15 protein-coding genes and 1 pseudogene are annotated in these 16,892 nt (G+C 64.2%); 11 read left to right on the top strand and 5 right to left on the bottom strand.

Going from position 1 to position 16,892, the window contains the following annotated elements; genetic code table 11:
• Window positions 1-3: 3 nt before the first annotated feature.
• The 6 genes from KZO24_RS08875 (at window position 4) to KZO24_RS08850 (ending at window position 5,748) form a co-directional block, all read left to right on the top strand.
• A complete protein-coding gene (locus KZO24_RS08875) occupies window positions 4-1,581 on the top strand; it encodes an EAL domain-containing protein (RefSeq protein ID WP_486486083.1) in 1,578 nt (525 codons plus the stop codon).
• 77 nt (window positions 1,582-1,658) lie between these two features.
• Window positions 1,659-3,461, top strand: coding sequence for a translation elongation factor 4 (lepA, locus tag KZO24_RS08870; RefSeq protein WP_069707550.1), 1,803 nt, complete (start codon window positions 1,659-1,661; stop codon window positions 3,459-3,461).
• 170 nt (window positions 3,462-3,631) lie between these two features.
• Window positions 3,632-4,207, top strand: a complete 576-nt coding sequence (locus KZO24_RS08865; RefSeq protein WP_430098102.1) for a helix-turn-helix transcriptional regulator — start codon at window positions 3,632-3,634, stop codon at window positions 4,205-4,207.
• Between the two features lie 84 nt (window positions 4,208-4,291).
• Complete coding sequence (locus KZO24_RS08860) at window positions 4,292-4,627, top strand: hypothetical protein (RefSeq protein WP_271181619.1); 336 nt, start codon at window positions 4,292-4,294, stop codon at window positions 4,625-4,627.
• 39 nt (window positions 4,628-4,666) lie between these two features.
• Complete coding sequence (locus KZO24_RS08855) at window positions 4,667-5,197, top strand: hypothetical protein (RefSeq protein ID WP_271181618.1); 531 nt, start codon at window positions 4,667-4,669, stop codon at window positions 5,195-5,197.
• Window positions 5,198-5,259: 62 nt separating this feature from the next.
• Entirely contained in the window at window positions 5,260-5,748 is a 489-nt protein-coding gene (locus KZO24_RS08850; RefSeq protein WP_271181617.1) for a JAB domain-containing protein, read from the top strand.
• A 2-nt stretch (window positions 5,749-5,750) separates the two neighbouring features.
• Here the strand turns inward: KZO24_RS08850 and KZO24_RS08845 are convergent, their stop codons facing one another.
• A complete protein-coding gene (locus KZO24_RS08845; protein ID WP_271181616.1) occupies window positions 5,751-7,784 on the bottom strand; it encodes a TonB-dependent receptor plug domain-containing protein in 2,034 nt (677 codons plus the stop codon).
• A gap of 125 nt (window positions 7,785-7,909) precedes the next feature.
• Between KZO24_RS08845 and KZO24_RS08840 the strand changes: the two genes are divergently transcribed.
• Entirely contained in the window at window positions 7,910-8,443 is a 534-nt protein-coding gene (locus KZO24_RS08840) for a homogentisate 1,2-dioxygenase (RefSeq protein WP_271181615.1), read from the top strand.
• Complete coding sequence (locus KZO24_RS08835; RefSeq protein ID WP_271181614.1) at window positions 8,440-9,393, top strand: cytochrome-c peroxidase; 954 nt, start codon at window positions 8,440-8,442, stop codon at window positions 9,391-9,393. Before KZO24_RS08840 ends, KZO24_RS08835 begins: the two co-directional genes overlap by 4 nt.
• A gap of 4 nt (window positions 9,394-9,397) precedes the next feature.
• On the opposite strand, the gene KZO24_RS08830 is transcribed toward KZO24_RS08835, so the two are convergent.
• Together KZO24_RS08830 and KZO24_RS08825 are read right to left on the bottom strand one after the other, a co-directional pair.
• The gene (locus KZO24_RS08830; RefSeq protein WP_486486082.1) at window positions 9,398-10,144 is read right to left on the bottom strand and encodes a sensor domain-containing diguanylate cyclase; all 747 of its coding nucleotides are present in this window, start codon (window positions 10,142-10,144) and stop codon (window positions 9,398-9,400) included.
• A gap of 40 nt (window positions 10,145-10,184) precedes the next feature.
• Window positions 10,185-10,379: pseudogene (locus tag KZO24_RS08825) on the bottom strand (sensor domain-containing diguanylate cyclase); the annotation flags it as partial.
• A gap of 217 nt (window positions 10,380-10,596) precedes the next feature.
• On the opposite strand from KZO24_RS08825, the gene KZO24_RS08820 reads away from it, so the two are divergent.
• The 3 genes from KZO24_RS08820 to KZO24_RS08810 all read left to right on the top strand — a co-directional run bounded on the left by KZO24_RS08820 (window position 10,597) and on the right by KZO24_RS08810 (window position 14,886).
• Window positions 10,597-12,231: an alpha-D-glucose phosphate-specific phosphoglucomutase gene (locus KZO24_RS08820; protein WP_271181613.1), complete on the top strand. Its 1,635-nt coding sequence runs from the start codon at window positions 10,597-10,599 to the stop codon at window positions 12,229-12,231.
• Between the two features lie 193 nt (window positions 12,232-12,424).
• The gene (locus tag KZO24_RS08815; protein ID WP_271181612.1) at window positions 12,425-13,732 is read left to right on the top strand and encodes an NtaA/DmoA family FMN-dependent monooxygenase; all 1,308 of its coding nucleotides are present in this window, start codon (window positions 12,425-12,427) and stop codon (window positions 13,730-13,732) included.
• Window positions 13,729-14,886, top strand: a complete 1,158-nt coding sequence (locus tag KZO24_RS08810; protein WP_271181611.1) for an alpha-hydroxy acid oxidase — start codon at window positions 13,729-13,731, stop codon at window positions 14,884-14,886. Before KZO24_RS08815 ends, KZO24_RS08810 begins: the two co-directional genes overlap by 4 nt.
• On the opposite strand, the gene KZO24_RS08805 is transcribed toward KZO24_RS08810, so the two are convergent.
• Both KZO24_RS08805 and malQ read right to left on the bottom strand, forming a co-directional pair.
• Window positions 14,876-15,109 (bottom strand): 4-alpha-glucanotransferase, encoded by a 234-nt coding sequence (locus KZO24_RS08805; RefSeq protein WP_486486081.1) that lies wholly within the window; start codon window positions 15,107-15,109, stop codon window positions 14,876-14,878. The genes KZO24_RS08810 and KZO24_RS08805 overlap by 11 nt on opposite strands.
• Window positions 15,106-16,869 carry a 4-alpha-glucanotransferase gene (gene malQ / locus KZO24_RS08800; RefSeq protein ID WP_486486080.1) on the bottom strand — a complete coding sequence of 588 codons (1,764 nt, stop codon included), beginning with the start codon at window positions 16,867-16,869 and terminating at the stop codon, window positions 15,106-15,108. Before malQ ends, KZO24_RS08805 begins: the two co-directional genes overlap by 4 nt.
• Window positions 16,870-16,892 lie beyond the last annotated feature (23 nt).

Genomic DNA, 16,892 nt, shown 5'->3' with positions numbered 1-16,892 from the left:
CAGATGTCGGAGTGGCTGGAAAAGATCCTGACCAGCCCGCGCATAGAGACCCGCGCCTGTGCGGTATTTCTGCTCGACCTCGACCGCTTCAAGGCGGTCAACGATACCATGGGGCACCCGGCGGGCGACGCCCTGCTCAAGCAGGTCGCCGAACGACTGAGCAATACCGTGGGCGATCGCGGCCGTGTCGGGCGCCTCGGTGGCGACGAGTTCCAGGTGATCCTCCACGGCGCGCAGAACCGCGAGGGTCTGGCTCATCTGGCGCGCCGCATTATCGAGAACCTGTCGCAGCCCTACACCATCGAAGGTGCGCGGGTGACCATCGGCGCCTCGGTCGGCATCGCACTGTGCCCCGATGACGGCATGACCTCGGACGCACTCATCCGCAACGCGGACCTCGCGCTTTACGCGGCCAAGGGCGGCGGACGCGGGCGGCATCACTTCTACGATGAGGACCTGCACTCCGACGCCAAGGAGCGCCAGCAGCTGGAGCAGGACTTGCGCGACGCCATCGCCAGCGGGTCTCTCGAACTGCATTATCAGCCGCAAGTGCGCACCACGAGCGAGAAGATCACCGGTTTCGAGGCGCTGCTGCGCTGGAACCATCCGGTGCACGGCTATATCTCGCCGGCCAAGTTCGTGCCGGTGGCCGAGGAGACCGGCCTCGTCGCGCAGATCGGCGAGTGGGCCTTGCGCACCGCCTGCGCCGATCTTGCAAAGTGGCCGGAAGAGGTGCGCGTCGCGGTCAACGTCTCGCCGCTGCAGTTCGCCAACCCCGCACTGCCGGCCATCGTCACCAGCGCGATCGCCGCTGCAGGCGTCTCGCCCGGTCGCCTGGAACTGGAGATTACCGAGAGCGTGTTCCTCGGCGACGACAGGACGACCGAGGCGATGTTCTCCGCGCTCAAGAACCTCGGCGTGCGGCTGGCGCTCGACGACTTCGGGACGGGCTATTCCTCGCTCGGCTATCTGAAGAAGGCGCCGTTCGACAAGATCAAGATCGACCAGAGCTTCGTGCGGGGCGCCACCATCCAGGGCAGCCGCAACGGGGCGATCATCTCCTCGATCGTCAACCTTGCCGAGGCGCTTGGCATGGAGACGACTGCGGAAGGCGTCGAAACGCTGGACGAACTGGACCTCGTGCGCATGCTGGGCTGCAGTCACGTGCAGGGCTACATCTACGAGCGACCACTCAATGCACAGAGCGTTCTAGCGCAATTGGCCGACGGCCTCGTAGCCGTGGCGAAAGGCCCGCGTTCGGCCCGCGCGACGCGGCAGACGATGCTGCGCAAGGTCGCGCTGGAACATGGACCGCACAGCTACGAAGGCACCATTCGCAACATCTCGCAGCACGGCGCGATGATCGAGGGCCTGTGGAACGTGCCGGTGGGAACGACCTTCGGTGTGCATCTGGCGGATGACTATGTCGTCATGGCGACCTCGCGCTGGTGCAAGGAGGACCGCATGGGGCTCGAGTTCGGGCAGCCGCTGGAACTCGACGGCAATGGCGCGGTCCTGTTCACGCCGGTCCGGCCGAGGCGCGAGAAGTCGGAGACGGCACCGCTACGTCGTACCGCGTGACGCCTTGCGTACTTTTTCGCATTTTCCCGCGCCGGAGGTGATTTCACACCGGCGTAAAATGCTCTAACGGCGCTTCCATGACCGAACTCGCGCAGATCCGTAACTTCAGCATCATTGCCCATATCGACCACGGCAAGTCGACGCTCGCCGACCGTCTGATCCAGACCACCGGCGGCCTGTCCGAGCGCGAGATGAGCGCGCAGGTGCTCGACAACATGGACATCGAGAAGGAACGCGGCATCACCATCAAGGCGCAGACCGTGCGCCTGAACTACACCGCCTCCGATGGCCTGACCTATGAGCTGAACCTCATGGACACGCCGGGCCACGTCGATTTCGCTTACGAAGTCAGCCGCAGCCTTGCCGCCTGCGAAGGCGCACTGCTGGTGGTGGACGCCGCGCAGGGCGTGGAAGCGCAGACGCTGGCGAACGTCTACCAGTCGATCGAGCACAACCACGAGATCGTGCCGGTCATCAATAAAATTGACCTGCCCGCCGCCGAGCCGGAAAAGGTGCGCAACGAGATCGAGGAAGTGATCGGCATCGACGCTTCCGAGGCGGTCATGGCCAGCGCCAAGTCGGGCATCGGCATCGCCGAAGTGCTCGAAGCCGTCGTCAAGAAGATCCCGCCGCCCAAGGGCGAGCGCGACAAGCCACTGAAGGCGATGCTGGTCGATTCGTGGTACGATCCGTACCTCGGCGTCGTCATTCTGGTCCGCGTCATCGACGGTGTCATCAAGAAGGGCCTGCCGGTCAAGTTCATGCAGGGCGGCACCGACCACCTCGTCGATCGCGTCGGCTGCTTCACGCCCAAGCGCATTGACCTTCCCGAATTGGGTCCGGGCGAGATCGGCTTCATCACCGCGCAGATCAAGGAAGTCGAGCAGGCCAAGGTCGGCGACACCATCACCACCGTGAAGGGCGGCGCCACGCAGGCGCTTCCGGGATACAAGGAAGTGCAGCCCGTGGTGTTCTGCGGCCTGTTCCCGGTCGATGCCAACGACTTCGAGAAGCTGCGCGAATCGATCGGCAAGCTGCGCCTCAACGACGCGTCGTTCAGCTTCGAGATGGAATCGAGCGCGGCGCTGGGCTTCGGCTTCCGCTGCGGCTTCCTCGGCCTGCTGCACCTGGAGATCATCCAGGAGCGCCTGAGCCGCGAATACGACCTCGATCTCATCACTACGGCGCCTTCGGTGGTCTATCGCCTGACGATGACCGACGGGTCGATCAAGGAACTGCACAACCCGTCCGACATGCCCGATCCCGTGAAGATCGACTTCATGGAGGAGCCGTGGATCAAGGCGGTGATCTACACGCCCGACGAATACCTCGGCTCGATCCTCAAGCTGTGCCAGGATCGCCGCGGCATCCAGAAGGACCTCACGTACGTCGGCGGCCGTGCGCAGGTGACCTACGACCTGCCGCTGAACGAAGTGGTGTTCGACTTCTACGACCGCCTCAAGTCGATCAGCCGCGGCTACGCCAGCTTCGACTACGAGCAGACCGGTCTTCAGGAGGGTGACCTCGTGATGATGAACATCCTCGTCAACAACGAGCCGGTCGATGCGCTCTCGATGATCGTCCATCGCAGCCAGGCCGAACCGCGCGGGCGCGCGCTGGTGGAACGACTCAAGGAACTGATCCCCCGGCACATGTTCAAGGTGCCGATTCAGGCCGCCATCGGCGCCAAGGTAATCGCGCGCGAGACGATCAGCGCCATGCGCAAGGACGTCACCGCCAAGTGCTATGGCGGGGACATCAGCCGCAAGAAGAAGCTTCTGGATAAGCAGAAGGAAGGCAAGAAGCGCATGCGCGAATATGGCAACGTCCAGATTCCGCAGGAAGCCTTCATCGCCGCGCTGCGCATGGGCGAGGAATAAGTCTCACCTGACGGAGAGGCCGCGAAAAGGCCCGGCAACCGCCCCGGCGGTTGTCGGGCCTTTTCGCGTCGTTACCTCGGAACCCGATGTTTTTATGGTAAATTTTTGACTAACTATGTTTATGATTGCGACCGCGTAGTATCGCTCTGTAACGTTTAGATTAGAGCCGGGTGGGTCGCTGGCAGGATATGGCAGACAGGAATCTCAACGAGCATGGGTCGAATCGCGCTCTGGGCGCAGGGATTCTTCATGTCTTCCCCGGATTGACGTCCAAGCAGCATGAAGTGCTCCGCTTCGTATCCGAGAATCGCACCAGCAAGGAAATCGCGTGGGAACTCGGTATTTCCGAAAGCGCCGTGAACCAGCGGATCGAAGGTGTGCGCATTCGCGCTGGCTCCCCGCCGCGTGCCGAGCTGGCGCGGTCCTACCGGCAATATCTGCTGGATCAGGATGTGACCTGTAATCGGATACCAGATAAGATTCCTCAGGTTCCGGACGTGCTACCCGATGCACCAGTCAGGGCTCAGGACGAACCGGGTGTCAGCCTCGCTCTCTCGGATGCCATGACGTATACCGTCACGGCGCCGTGGCAGCGCGAGACTTACGAACGGATCGTCCCGGAGGTGCTCGATGGGGCAAATGCCGGGTTAAGCCGGACAGCCGCCATGGTCGCCATCGCCGGGGGTATGCTACTGGTGGCGATGGTGGGTCTTGGCGTCGTTCGTGCGCTGGCCGATCTGATCTGATCGGCACGGTCTTGTTTCAGCCTTCTCGAACCTGTGTTTGTGGCGCGCCCGTCGAGCCGGTCCCGCGTCAGGGGGAATATTGCCATGTCGATGACCATTGCTGCTGCTACTGCCCGGATCGCCCGCCAGCTTCCCGAGGCCGAACTCTCGCTCGATTCCGCTCTCCTTGCTTCGGCGCGTCTGATGGAATCGATGCTGCTGGCCCGCCAGGCGGACGGTATCGAGACCTTTACCGGTCAGACCGCGCTGATGCGTCTAGCCAAGGCGCAGCGCACCCTGATCGAAAGCCAGAACGACATGATCCGCGTACATCAGGAACTGCGCGGCGTCGGCCTCGAAGTGAAGGCGATCACCGACGACAAGGACTCTTGCCCGCCCAGCGGCATGCTCGACGCCGAACCGCTGCGCCGGATTGCCTGACGCGCGAACTCGTCCAGTCGGGACCGGGAGGGCATGTTCATGCCTGACCAGTCCTGGTTGGCGTTCACGTGGTCGAACAAGGATGTGGCGCAGTTCGCCATTTATGCCCTGCTGTTCCTCTACTGCCTTGTCCGCAAGCTACCTGGGCCCGAATGCATTCTCTCGGGCCTGCTGGTCGCCATGGGCACGATCGACCGGGCGTACCATTTCGCCGTCGATGGCTCGATTTTCTGGCACAAGACGAACCTTGGGCATCTGCTTATCGATGTGCTCGCAATGGTCTGTGCCTTCGTCGTCGCGCTCCACGCGAACCGGGTGTATCCACTATGGATAGCTGGAGCGCAGATCATCGCGATGTTTGGGCACATCTATCGGCTGCTGCTGACGGAGATCAACGCCTTCGCCTACGCCGTGATGTCGATCACGCCTTCATACATTCAGTTGGTGGCGATCGTTATGGGTATCATGTTTCACATGTCGCGGCGCAGGAGGCTGGGCAGCTATCCGTCCTGGCGCCGCTCTTCGTACCTTGCGCGGGCAGCAGAGCCGAGAACATTGCCCGGCGGCTGATTAGCCGTTTCGGCTCGCTGCGCACGATCTATTCGGCTTCTGTTGAGGCGCTACGCGAGGCATTGTTCGAGGCTGGCCAGCATGACGGCAGGGATTTAGCGGACGAAATCGCGCATGCGATAGCGGCCGCCCGGCGTCTTGCCGAAGCTGCCTCACGCGAGGCGATGTTGGGAGCGCCGCTCCAGACCGAAGCTTTCGCCTTCCGTCAATATCTCGTCAATAGACTTGGCAGCCGGCGCGAAGAGTGCGTACTGGTGTTCTTCTTCAATGGCGAAGGTGTCTACATCGCCGAGGACATCTACGCTGGCGGGAAACGGACCGAATGTCTTATCCCGCTTCGGCGCACGGTGCGCCGCGCTTTCGATCTGGATGCGAGGCGTATCGTGCTGGCGCACAACCATCCGTCCGGCACTGCCCGTCCAAGCAGTGACGACATCGTTGCCACGGCGAGGTTTCGGCAGATCGTCGAGCCGCTGGAAATACGGCTCGACGATCACTGCATCGTTGCGGGAAACGCGGTTGCCAGCATGAAGGCAATGGGGATTTTCTAGCCCTAGTTCTTTAGGCGCAGGCTGACGAAAAGAGTGCGCCCCTGTTCGGGATACCCATCGACGGTGGTGTAGTTCTCATCAAGCAGATTGCGCCCACCGAGGCCCAGAGTTGCCCAGTCGGTCACGTCGAAATCCACGCGCAGGTTGGCCAGCGCGTAGTCGCCGGTCTGGTAATAGCGCGTTCCCGCGGTGTTGACCGTCCAGCGCTTCGAGGCGATGTCGATGCTGGGCAGGATGCGCAGAGCTGGGATCGGCGACCACTCGGCCCACACGAAGCTCGAGTGCTCGGGAACGCCGGTGATGTGGAACGAGGCGATCTTGGACAGCGTAGGATCATCCAGCTTGCGATGTACCCAGCCGTAGTTGGCGCCGACCCGCAGCGTTTCCGCGATCTGCGCGGTCGCCGAGATGTCGGCACCGTAATAGTCGCCCGAACCGACGTTGCGGCTTTGCGCGGTGGACTGGCCCTGGTAGATGAACGGGAACGAGACGATCGCATCGTCCACCTTGGCATACCAGCCCGAGGCTTCGACGCGCAGCGGACCGAACTGGCGAGCGCCGCCCATTTCGACTTGGGTGGCACGCTCGGCCTTGAGGTCGGGGTTGGAGGTGGCGCCGCCGAAGCGGGTGCTGAAACGTTCGAAGATGGTCGGGAAGCGTGCGCGTGACGAGACCGAGAGGTGCATCGTGGTCGCCTCGTCGGGCGTCCAGAGCAGTTGCCCTTGCGCATTCCAAGCATCGCCGTTGCGCAAGTCGTAATAGACGAAGGCTCCCGAAGTATAGTCCTCGGCCCGGCGCAGATCGCGCCAGTCGTAGCTGGCGCCGACTACCAGTTCCAGCTGCGGCGTCAGCTTGTAGCCGTTCTCGATCGCGGCGCTGTAGGTTTCCTCGATCGTGGTTTGCCACGGCTCCCAGGTGCCCGAAGGGAAGCTCTGCTGGATCTCGCGGTGGCGGTCGTTGCGGAAGTGGAACGAGACGCTCAGTCGCTCGGCATCGCTGGGGTTGAGGTCCAGCTGGGCGGAGCCGCCGTAGGCACGATCGCTGTAGGCGCTGTTGAACGAACTGCGAGCGGTCTGCGTGTCTAGGTTTGCATTGTCGAAGCTGTCGAGGCTGTTCTTGAAAGTATTGTAATAGGCCCGCGTGCGCAGCGTTGCGATCTCTCCCAGCCGGGTGGTCGAGAGGAAGTAGACGTTCTGCAGGTTCCAGTACGGCCAGGTCCAGTAACGCAGGCCGGTCAGGTCAGAGACGTGCAGCGGGGCGAGCTTCTCGCCTTCCTGCCGGGTGAAGCTGATCGCATATTCGTCGGTCGCATTCGGGGTGAAGCCCAGCTTGGCGTTGACACGCCAGTCTTCCGAGCGCGACAGGTCGCGTTCGCCGCCGTCCTCGTTGTTGGTGGCATTGAACTTGTTCGGGAGGTCCCAGTGGTCGGTGAAGTTGCGCGCGTAGCTGGCCTGCGCGTACCACTTGTCGTGCCGCGTGCCGAGCGAAACGAAGCCGGTGTAGCCCGCATAGTCCGCGTCGTTGTCGAGGTTCAGGCTGAAGCGTGCTTCCGCGTCCAGTTCCTTATGCGGCTTGCGGGTGACGAGGTTAACTGCGCCGCCCATCGCACCGGGGCCGTTAAGCACCGAGACATAGCCCTTGGCGACCTGAATCTCGGCGACGTCGGGGGTCAGGAAGCGGCCATAGTCGAGCCGCCCGTCGGCGGGCAGGTAGACGCGGATACCGTCGATCGACAGCGGCACCTGATAGCGGTCGAAGCCGCGCACGTAGATCAGCCGTTCGTTGCGCGAATTTCCGGAAAGGCCGGAAGTGACGCCGGGGATCAGCTTGACCGCTTCATCCAGGGTATCGCGCGAGAAGTCGTAGATCGCCTCGGCGTTGACGGTGGACGCGGTGATGTCGCCGTTCTCGCTGCGCGGCGCGGTGACGACGATCTGGCCTAGCCCGAATGCGCTATTGGTGTCGTCCGCGGCGAATGCAGGCACGGTCGCACAGACCAGCGACGCGGCAAGCGCCGTAGTGATCGCATACTTCATGTTATCCCCCTTGAACCTTCTGTGGATCTGCGCTTGGAGCGAATCTGTATCCCGCCGTACATAATTCTGCTCGGCAGAATATAAATATATTCCTAGAGGCATAGATCGAGCACGGAGCCATGAGCATGAGACAAATCCTGGGTGCAATTATGCTCGCGATGGCAACGACCGGTTCGGCGCAAGCGGCCGAGCCGATGAGCGGGCATGATCAGGCGGCCTGCACGGCACCCGCGGCCGTTCCCGCCGATCTTGCGGGTTGGAGCGCGGCGCATCGTTCGATGAAGGCCGCGATCAAGGTCGATGCAGCATCCAGGGCGCTGCTAAAGCAGGGTGTTGCGGCCGATGCCGCGCTCGTCCCGACGCCGAAGGTGGCTTACGCGATAGAGCCCGGAAAGCCCGGCGGTTCGGTCAGCTTCGGCGGTCTATTCGCTTTCGATGTCGCGACGGCGGGACGCTATCGCGTGGCGCAGAGCGGACGTTCGTGGGTCGACGTGATCGTCGACGGCAAGGCGGTTCCCTCGGTCGCGCATGGCCGCGGGCCGGATTGCTCAGGGATTGCCAAGATAGTCGAGTACGACCTTCCGGCGGGTCGACACTTGCTGCAGATCGCGGCCAATGGAGAACAGGCGCTGACGGTGATGGTCGCGCCCGTACGATGAGCCGATCGGGCGGTTGGGCGCTGCTGCTGTCCAGCCTCGTTCTTGCGACCGGGGTGGGGGTTGCCCATGATGCCGGGAACAGCCTTGACGCACAAGTCGCGCTCGGGCGACGGCTATTCCACGACGGCGACCTCTCGATCAACGGCACACTGTCCTGCGCGACTTGCCACGATCCGCGGCACGCTTTCGCCGATGGCGTGCGGGCGCATCCCGGCGCCCATGGAGAGCCGGGGCTGCGCAACGTGCCTTCGCTGTTGAATGTCGGGAGCTTCTCGCCACTGACATGGGGCAATGCTTCCCTGACCACACTGGAGCAGCAGGCGATCGTGCCGATCGCGGGTGAGGATCCGGTCGAGATGGGCATGAAGGGGCAGGAGGCGGAACTGGCGCGCCGCCTTTCGACAAATCCTTGTTATCGGAAGCTGTTCAAGGCGGCATTCCCGGCGACGCGCGGTCGGATCGACTTTACTTCGGTTTCCGCGGCGCTGGCGGCCTTCCAGCGCACGATCGACAGCCATGAGACGGCTTGGGATTATGCAGCGGCAGGCGGTCCCGCATTGAATACGGCCGCCACGCGAGGTGAGGCGGTGTTCGCGCGCGAGTGTGCCGGATGTCATCGCGGGCGGGAATTCACCGACCTCGCGTTCCATCGCCTGCCGGGCGAGCCGGATGTTCCGGCTAACGGTGATTTCGGCCTCGGCCGCGCTACCGGGCGGCAGGAGGATCGCGGTCGGTTCCGTACGCCATCGCTGCGTAACGTGGTGCTAACCGCACCTTATCTGCACGATGGCAGCGCCGATACGATCTCAGAGGTGATCGCCCGTCACGGGATCATGCTGTCACCTGCGGAAACGGCCGAGGTGGAGGTCTTCCTGAATGCCCTGACCGATACGGCGGTAGTCGCCGATCCGCGCTATGCCCGGCCAGGCAAGGCCTGTGAGGTATCCTGAGGTCTCAGGCCACGGCGCAGCGGTTCCGACCGCCACGTTTGGCGTCGTAGAGCGGGCCGTCGGCGCGCGCGATCCATTCCTCGGCTACGGTGATGCCGCTGTCCAGCATCGCGATGCCGAAGCTGGCCGTCACTGCGATCGTGCGTGTCGGGGCGACGACGATGGGACGGGCCTCGATCGCGGCGCGGAAGCGTTCGGCGGCGGCAAGCGCTTCGGACACACCGGTTTCGGGCAGCAGCATTGCGAATTCCTCGCCGCCGAGACGTCCAAGCATGTCAGCGGAGCGCCCGGCCGTCCCCAGCGTGGCGGCAAGGTCGCGGAGCACCGCGTCACCGGCGGGGTGGCCCCATGTGTCGTTCACGGACTTGAAGTGATCGACGTCGATCAGCACCAGCGAGGCTGCCCTTCCGTAGCGATGGCAGCGGGCGATCTCCTGGTTGACCTTCTCGATGAAGCCGCGTCGGGTGAGAGCGCCAGTCAACTGATCGCGCTCGGCGATGCGACGCAGTTCCATCTCGTTGACGACGATGCGCGCGAAGTTGCGCAGGATGTCGAGTTCGCTCTCGGTGAACTCGCGCGTCTTGGTGTCCACCGCGCAGAGTGCACCCACGTTGTAGCCATCCGAGGTGACCAGCGGCACGCCCGCATAGGCGCGCACGTGCGGATCCTGAGTGACGGCAGGGTAGTCGGAAACGCGCAGAATCCTGCGTTGCGTCCGGTATGAGGAGCGGGGCGTCTTGTCGGATGGCATGGGCGCAGAACGACTCGCTGCGGGGTGTCTCCGTGGCGTCGATACCCTCGATCGCCTTGAACCACTGCCGATCTTTATCGATTAGTGTGACGGCAGAGATCGGTACACTGAGGACAGTTCGCACGAGGTTCACGACATTGTCGAACGCCTCCTCGCGCGGAGTGTCGAGAATGGCGAGGCGCTGAAGTGCAGCGAGGCGGGCGGGTTCGTCGGCCAAGGCATTATGGGCATGCATCCGGCAAGTACTCATGCGGCACGCCGACGTCCTCGGCGCAAAGTCGGAGGTTCGATCCTCGCACATCTACATAGCAGATAGTTAACGAAATCGGAACGTCTGCAACCCTGCGGTGGTTGCGGCATTAGTCGAGCTATCATTTGACAATGCGCGCCATGACACGAAAGTGTCGCTTATTGCGCACATGCCTGCAGTATACCCATTGGAGACGCTTTCCTTGACCCAGATCGTCACGGTCCCGACCACCCCCTTCGACGGACAGGCGCCAGGTACTTCCGGCCTGCGCAAGAAGGTCAAGGTGTTCCAGCAGCCGGGCTATGCCGAGAATTTCATCCAGTCGGTGTTCGACGTTGTGGAGCGGGAACCGGACGCGGCGCTGGTGATCGGCGGCGACGGGCGCTTCCACAACCGAACAGTGATCCAGCAGGCGATCCGCATGGCCGCCGCCAATGGCTATGCGCGCGTGCTGGTGGGGCAAGGAGGTATTCTATCCACCCCGGCGGCAAGCCACGTCATCCGCAAGTACGGGGCCAGCGGCGGGCTGGTGCTCTCTGCGAGCCACAACCCCGGTGGGCCGGACGAGGACTTCGGTATCAAGTACAACATCGCCAATGGTGGCCCTGCGCCCGAGAACGTCACCGGCGCGGTGCTGGATCGCACGAAGACGATCGACCGCTGGCTCACGGTGGAGACGTCCGACATAGATCTCGACGCCATCGGCGAAGTGCAGGTGGGCGCGCTGATCGTCGAGGTGATTGATCCGGTCGCGGACTACGCTGACCTCATGGAGGAACTGTTCGACTTCGACGCGATCCGCAAGGTCGTCGCCTCGGGCTTCACCATGCGCATGGATTCGATGAGCGCGGTCACCGGCCCATATGCCACCGAAATCCTGGAGCGCCGACTCGGCTTTGCTGCAGGCACAGTGGTCAACGGCTTGCCGCTGGAGGATTTCGGCGGGCACCACCCGGATCCTAACCTGATCCACGCAAAGGAACTCTACGATCTCATGATGTCCGAGGATGCGCCGGACCTCGGCGCGGCGTCAGACGGGGACGGGGATCGCAACCTCATCATCGGACGCGGGCGCTTCATCACTCCGTCCGACTCGCTGGCGATGCTGGCCGCCAATATCGAGATCGCGCCGGCCTATCGCGGACGGCTGGCGGGTATTGCCCGCTCCATGCCGACCAGTGGCGCGGCCGATCGCGTCGCCGAAGGGCTGGGCGTGCCCGTGTTCGAGACGCCTACAGGGTGGAAGTTCTTCGGCAACCTGCTCGATGCGGGCAAGGTCACCATCTGCGGCGAGGAGAGCGCTGGCACCGGCTCCGACCACGTGCGTGAGAAGGACGGGCTCTGGGCGGTGCTGCTCTGGCTCAATATCCTCGCGGTGCGCGGGATCAGCGTCGACGACCTCGCGCGGGAGCATTGGGCGCGCTACGGCCGCAACTATTACGCGCGGCACGACTTCGAGGGTATCGCCACCGAAGGCGCCAATGCGCTGATGGATGGCCTCAAGGCGCAACTCGGCACTCTGCCGGGCAAGGTGTTCGGTCCGTTGACCGTCCGCCATGCGGACAGCTTCTCCTATACCGATCCGGTGGATGGCTCGGTCAGCTCTAACCAGGGCATCCGGGTGCTGTTCGAGGACGGTAGTCGCATCGTCTTCCGCCTCTCGGGCACCGGTACGCAGGGTGCGACCTTACGCCTGTACCTTGAACGCTACGAGCCGCGCTTCGGAAACCTCGATGCGGAGACTTCGGCGATGCTGGAGCACCAGATCGCCGCCGCCGAGGAAATCGCCGGGATCGTCGCGCATACCGGGCGGACGGCTCCGGACGTGATTACCTGAACTATGCCCTGAGCAGCACTTTATCCCGGGCTTGATCCGGGACGACGATACGCTCCGGCGATGAATTGGATATGATGCTTTCCAGATTTGGCTGAAATTCGCGGATCACCCTGCTTGGTATCCGCTCATTGTATACATTGACCTTGCGACCTCTTTCTGCCCGCTCCATCACGCGTGCAGGAGAGGCACACGCATGAGCAAGCACATTCATTTGGTCAGCTTTCTGATCAATTCGCCTATCAATCACACCGTGCTGAGCTGGGCGCAGCCGGGCGACAACCGCCTCGACGCGCTGCACGGCCTCAGGCTATGGCAGGATCTTGCGCGAACACTGGAGCGCGGTCGCTTCGACGGCATGTTCTTCGCCGACACGCCCGGCGTCTTCGACCGTTACCGCGACAGCCACGAGGACGCTGTGAAGTACGGCGTGTGCTGGCCATCGCTCGATCCGGTCGTGCTGCTGTCGGCGCTAGCGGCTGTGACCACGCACCTCGGGTTGGCGACGACGATGTCGACCAGCGCTTACCAGCCCTGGACCATCGTACGCCAACTGGGAACCATCGACTACCTGTCCGGCGGCCGCGTCGGCTGGAACATCGTCACCGGGCACTTGCGCGGCGAGCATCGTGCACTCGGGCTCCAGCAACTCGACCACGACCGCCGCTACGATCGCGCCGACGAATACATGGAGGTCTGCTACAAGCTCTGGAATTCGGTGAAACCGGGGGCCATCCTGGCCGACCGGGATGCCGGGGTGTTCGCCGACCCGGCCAAGGTCGAGTTCATCGACCATGCGGGCGAGTTCTTCTCTTGCCAGACCGTCGCGCCGGTGCCGCCTTCGCCGCAGGGTCGCCCGGTGCTGTTCCAGGCCGGCAGCTCCGGGCGGGGGCAGCAGTTTGCGGTGAGCCACGCCGACGTCGTTTTCTCGATCCAGCCCAATGTCGCAGGGATGAAGCGCTTCATGGCCAACCTTGCTGATGCGGCGCAGGCGGCGGGCAGGGTGACGCCCGGGGTCAGCTTCGGCATCCAGCCCATCGTCGGCGGCACCGAGGAAGAGGCAAAGCGCAAGCTCGCCGACCTCGTAGAGAAGCTGCCTATCGACGGCTGCCTCGCCCGTCTCTCTGGCACGATGGGCGTCGACTTTGCGGGGATGGACCTGGACCAGCCGCTCGCCGAGATCGAGACGCAGGCCTCGCAGGGATTGATGAAGGCCTTCGCCAAGATCGAGGGCGATAAACCCCTGACCCTGCGTGAAGTCGCGATCCGCTGGGGCCTGGCGGTGGGCAAGCCGCAGATCGTCGGTACGCCGGAACAGGTCGCCGCCGAAATGGAGCGAATCTGGCGCGAAACCGGGTGCTATGGCTATAACGTGACACCGACGGTCATGGCCAGTTCGGTTACCGATTTCGTCGATCAGGTCGTGCCGGTGCTCCAGAAGAACGGCGTCTATCGCACCGATTACGAAGGCACGACCTTCCGTGAAAACCTGGGTCTGGCGTGAGGGGCAAGTCTCACAACATCGCGCAAGTACGGGAACTGGCGAAGCGTCGCCTGCCGCGCGCGATCTGGGAGTTCATCGAGCGCGGCACCGAGGACGACCTGCTGATCAAACGCAACGTCGCGGCGCTGCAGGCGGTTCAGCTCCTGCCCCGCACCTTGTGCGACGTGGCTCGGCGCTCGGCCGAGGTCGAGCTGTTCGGCCGCCGCCAGCCCCTGCCGCTGGTTATCGCGCCGACCGGGGTATCCGATCTGCTCTGGCACCGAGGCGAGCGAGCGATTGCACGGGCAGCGGCCTCGGCGGGGATACCCTTCACGCAGACGACGAGTTCGACCACCAGCTTCGCCGACATCGCGAAATGCGCGACGTCTGGCCACTGGATGCAGATGTACTTGTGGGAACGGCGCGACTTGTCCTGGCGGGTGGTCGAGGCCGCGCGGGAGAACGGGGCGGACGTGCTGGTACTTACGGTCGACACGCCGATGTGGCCGCTGCGGGAATTCAACAAGCGAGCGGGCATGTCCAACCCGATCCGACCGAACGCGACGCTTGTGTCGGACTTCCTGAAGCGGCCCTCGTGGTTCACCTCGGTGATCTGCCGCTATTACCTGGAAGGCGGGCTGCCGCAGTTTGCAAATTATCCGAGCGAGGTCGGCGGCAAGCTGACCGGCACCGTCAGCCGCGTAGCGAATTCGGCTTCGGTGTGCTGGGACGACGTCGCGCAGCTGCGCCGCCGCTGGCCGGGCAAGCTGGTCGTGAAAGGCGTGCTGAGCGTTGAAGATGCGCGCATCGCGATCGATTACGGGGTGGATGGCATCGCGGTGTCGAATCACGGCGGGCGCAACTTCGACAGTTCGCCTCCCGCCATCGATGTGCTTGCGGGCATCGTCGATGCCGTCGGGGACCACACCACGGTGCTGTTCGACAGCGGCGTGCGACGAGGGGCGGACGTGCTCAAGGCGCTGGCGATCGGCGCGAAGGCTGTATTGGTCGGGCGCGCAACGCTCTACGGCTGTGCGGCGGGTGGAGAGCACGGCGCGCGGCACGCGATTGATCTGCTTGCCAACGAGATCGACGTTGCCATGGCTATGGTCGGCGTCAGCCGACTGGAGGAACTGGACCGCGGCTACCTGATGCCGGGGACGTTCAGGAGCTAGGCGGTCCCTTCCTTGCTTCATCTAGCGCTCGCAAGCGTCCGGCTGTCGCCGGTGCCTGCAGCAGTTCCGATAGCGGAGCGGTCAGGCGGCGGCGCCAGTTGGGATGCTCGGTAATCGTTCCGGGCAGGTTTGGTTGCTCGGGCTCGGCGAGAAGGTCTTCCAGCGGCGCGATCGCCAGGCCACAGGGAGTGGCGCCAATATGGCGCAAGGCCGCTTCGATCACGGGAGCAGGATCGTCAGGGAGGGGCGCGGGGCGGCGTTGCGGGTCAGTGAAGCCCAGAGCAACCCGCGATCCCAGGCACGCCGGGCCTCGGCTTCTTCCATGGTCATGTCTTCAGGCAGACGGCCGAGGCACTGCGCCCATTGCAGGTCGCGCCCGCTCCACCAGCCGGCGACGGTGGGCGTGTCGTGTGTGCCGGTCATCGCGACAGCCTGTGCATCGTAATCCGCCGAACCGATGAAGCCGTCGTCGGCTGCGCGCTCGAACCAGAGAACGCGCATGCCCAGCATCCCGCGCGCGGTGATCGCAGGGCCGAAACCATGCGGCATCGTGCCGAGGTCTTCCGCGACGATGAGCGCGCCCGCCAGATGCGCCTCGAGCGCGACGAGGCGGATGAGGTCCGCGAAGGGGTAATGCAGGTAGGCCCCCGCGCTCGACGGCTGGCCCTCCGGCACGACCCATAGCCGCGCGAGGCCGAAGGCATGGTCGATCCGCAGCGCGCCCGCAGTGGACAGCGCCGCGCGGATAGTTGCGATCCACGGCGCATAGCCGCTGCGCGCGAGCCCGCGCGGCGAGAAGCCGGTCAGCATCCAGTTCTGCCCCAGCGGCCCGAGCGGATCGGGCGGCGCGCCGATGGTCAGGCCCTGCAGCAGCGTGCCGCCCATGGCCCATGCATCCGCACCGCCGGTATGGACGCCGACCGCGAGGTCCGCCAGCAACCCCACCGCCATGCCAGCGTCGCGGGCGCGTCGTTGCACTTCGCGAAGGCTCTTGTGCGCCAGCCACTGGGCGAAGAGGTGGAACTCGACCTCGGCGGCGTTGTCGCGCGCGAAGGCGGCTACGGCTTCACCCTTCGGGTCATGGAATTCGCGTGGCCAGTTCTGCCAGCCCTTAGCACCTTGTTCGCGCAAATGGACGTCGAGCGCATCGTAGAGCGCCTGTCGCTGCAAGCTTTCGCCTTCGCGGGCATTGTCGCGGGCTATCCGGTTCCGTGTCGTTGCATCAAGAGCCGCGAAGAGCACCCGCATTTGCGCGAGGCGATGGGACAGGGCCTTTTCCCAGTCTATCAGCGGCCCGTCTTCCGGCTGATCGGTGGGCAACGACGGAAGGCCAACAAGCCCCGGATCGCCCATGGCTGCGTTCAGGTAAAGGCGGCTCGAAGGCGAGTAGGGGCTGAAATCCCGTCCGTCGCCCGCGAAGAGGGCATGGACCGGGTTGATCGCGAGAGCATCCGCTCCCTGAGCGGCGAAGGTTTCGACCGCTTCGGCCAGTTCCGCGAAAGTCCCGAACGCATCGGGGCGCTCGCCGCGCAGGGCGGGGATTTGGACCGCCGCGCCCCAGATACGGCCCTTGCCCAGCGAGGCGACGGTCGGGCAAGAGTGCGGCGCGACCGCCAGCGTCAGGACATGGCCGCTCACGGTCAGTGGATAGTAACCGGGCGTGTCGATCGCCGGCAGCGTCCAGCGCGTGGTATCGAGGCGTTGGACCGAGCCGTCCGGCAAGGTGAGTTCGGCGCCTGCGAGACTGGGCGGCAACGGCGTTTCCATGCCGACGTCGGTGACGATCATGGCGGGAGGGCTTTCAGCTTCGGCCTTAATCCGGCCGAGGCTGGCAGCGATCTCTGCAGAATTTTCGGCCGGGTAACTCAGCGCCGCCGCTATCGCGCGCAGCGAGGCGTCGGTTACGACCTGCTCTCTGCCGTCGACGTCCCACCATATCCGTTGCAGGCCGATCGCCTCGGCAAGTGCGTGCAATTCCTGCATCCGTCGGGCGGCTCCTCGCTGGT

It is taken from the genome of Novosphingobium sp. NFX11, assembly GCF_057376415.1.
Note: the sequence above shows the minus strand (reverse complement) of the source record. Positions and strands in the feature narration are given on the sequence as shown.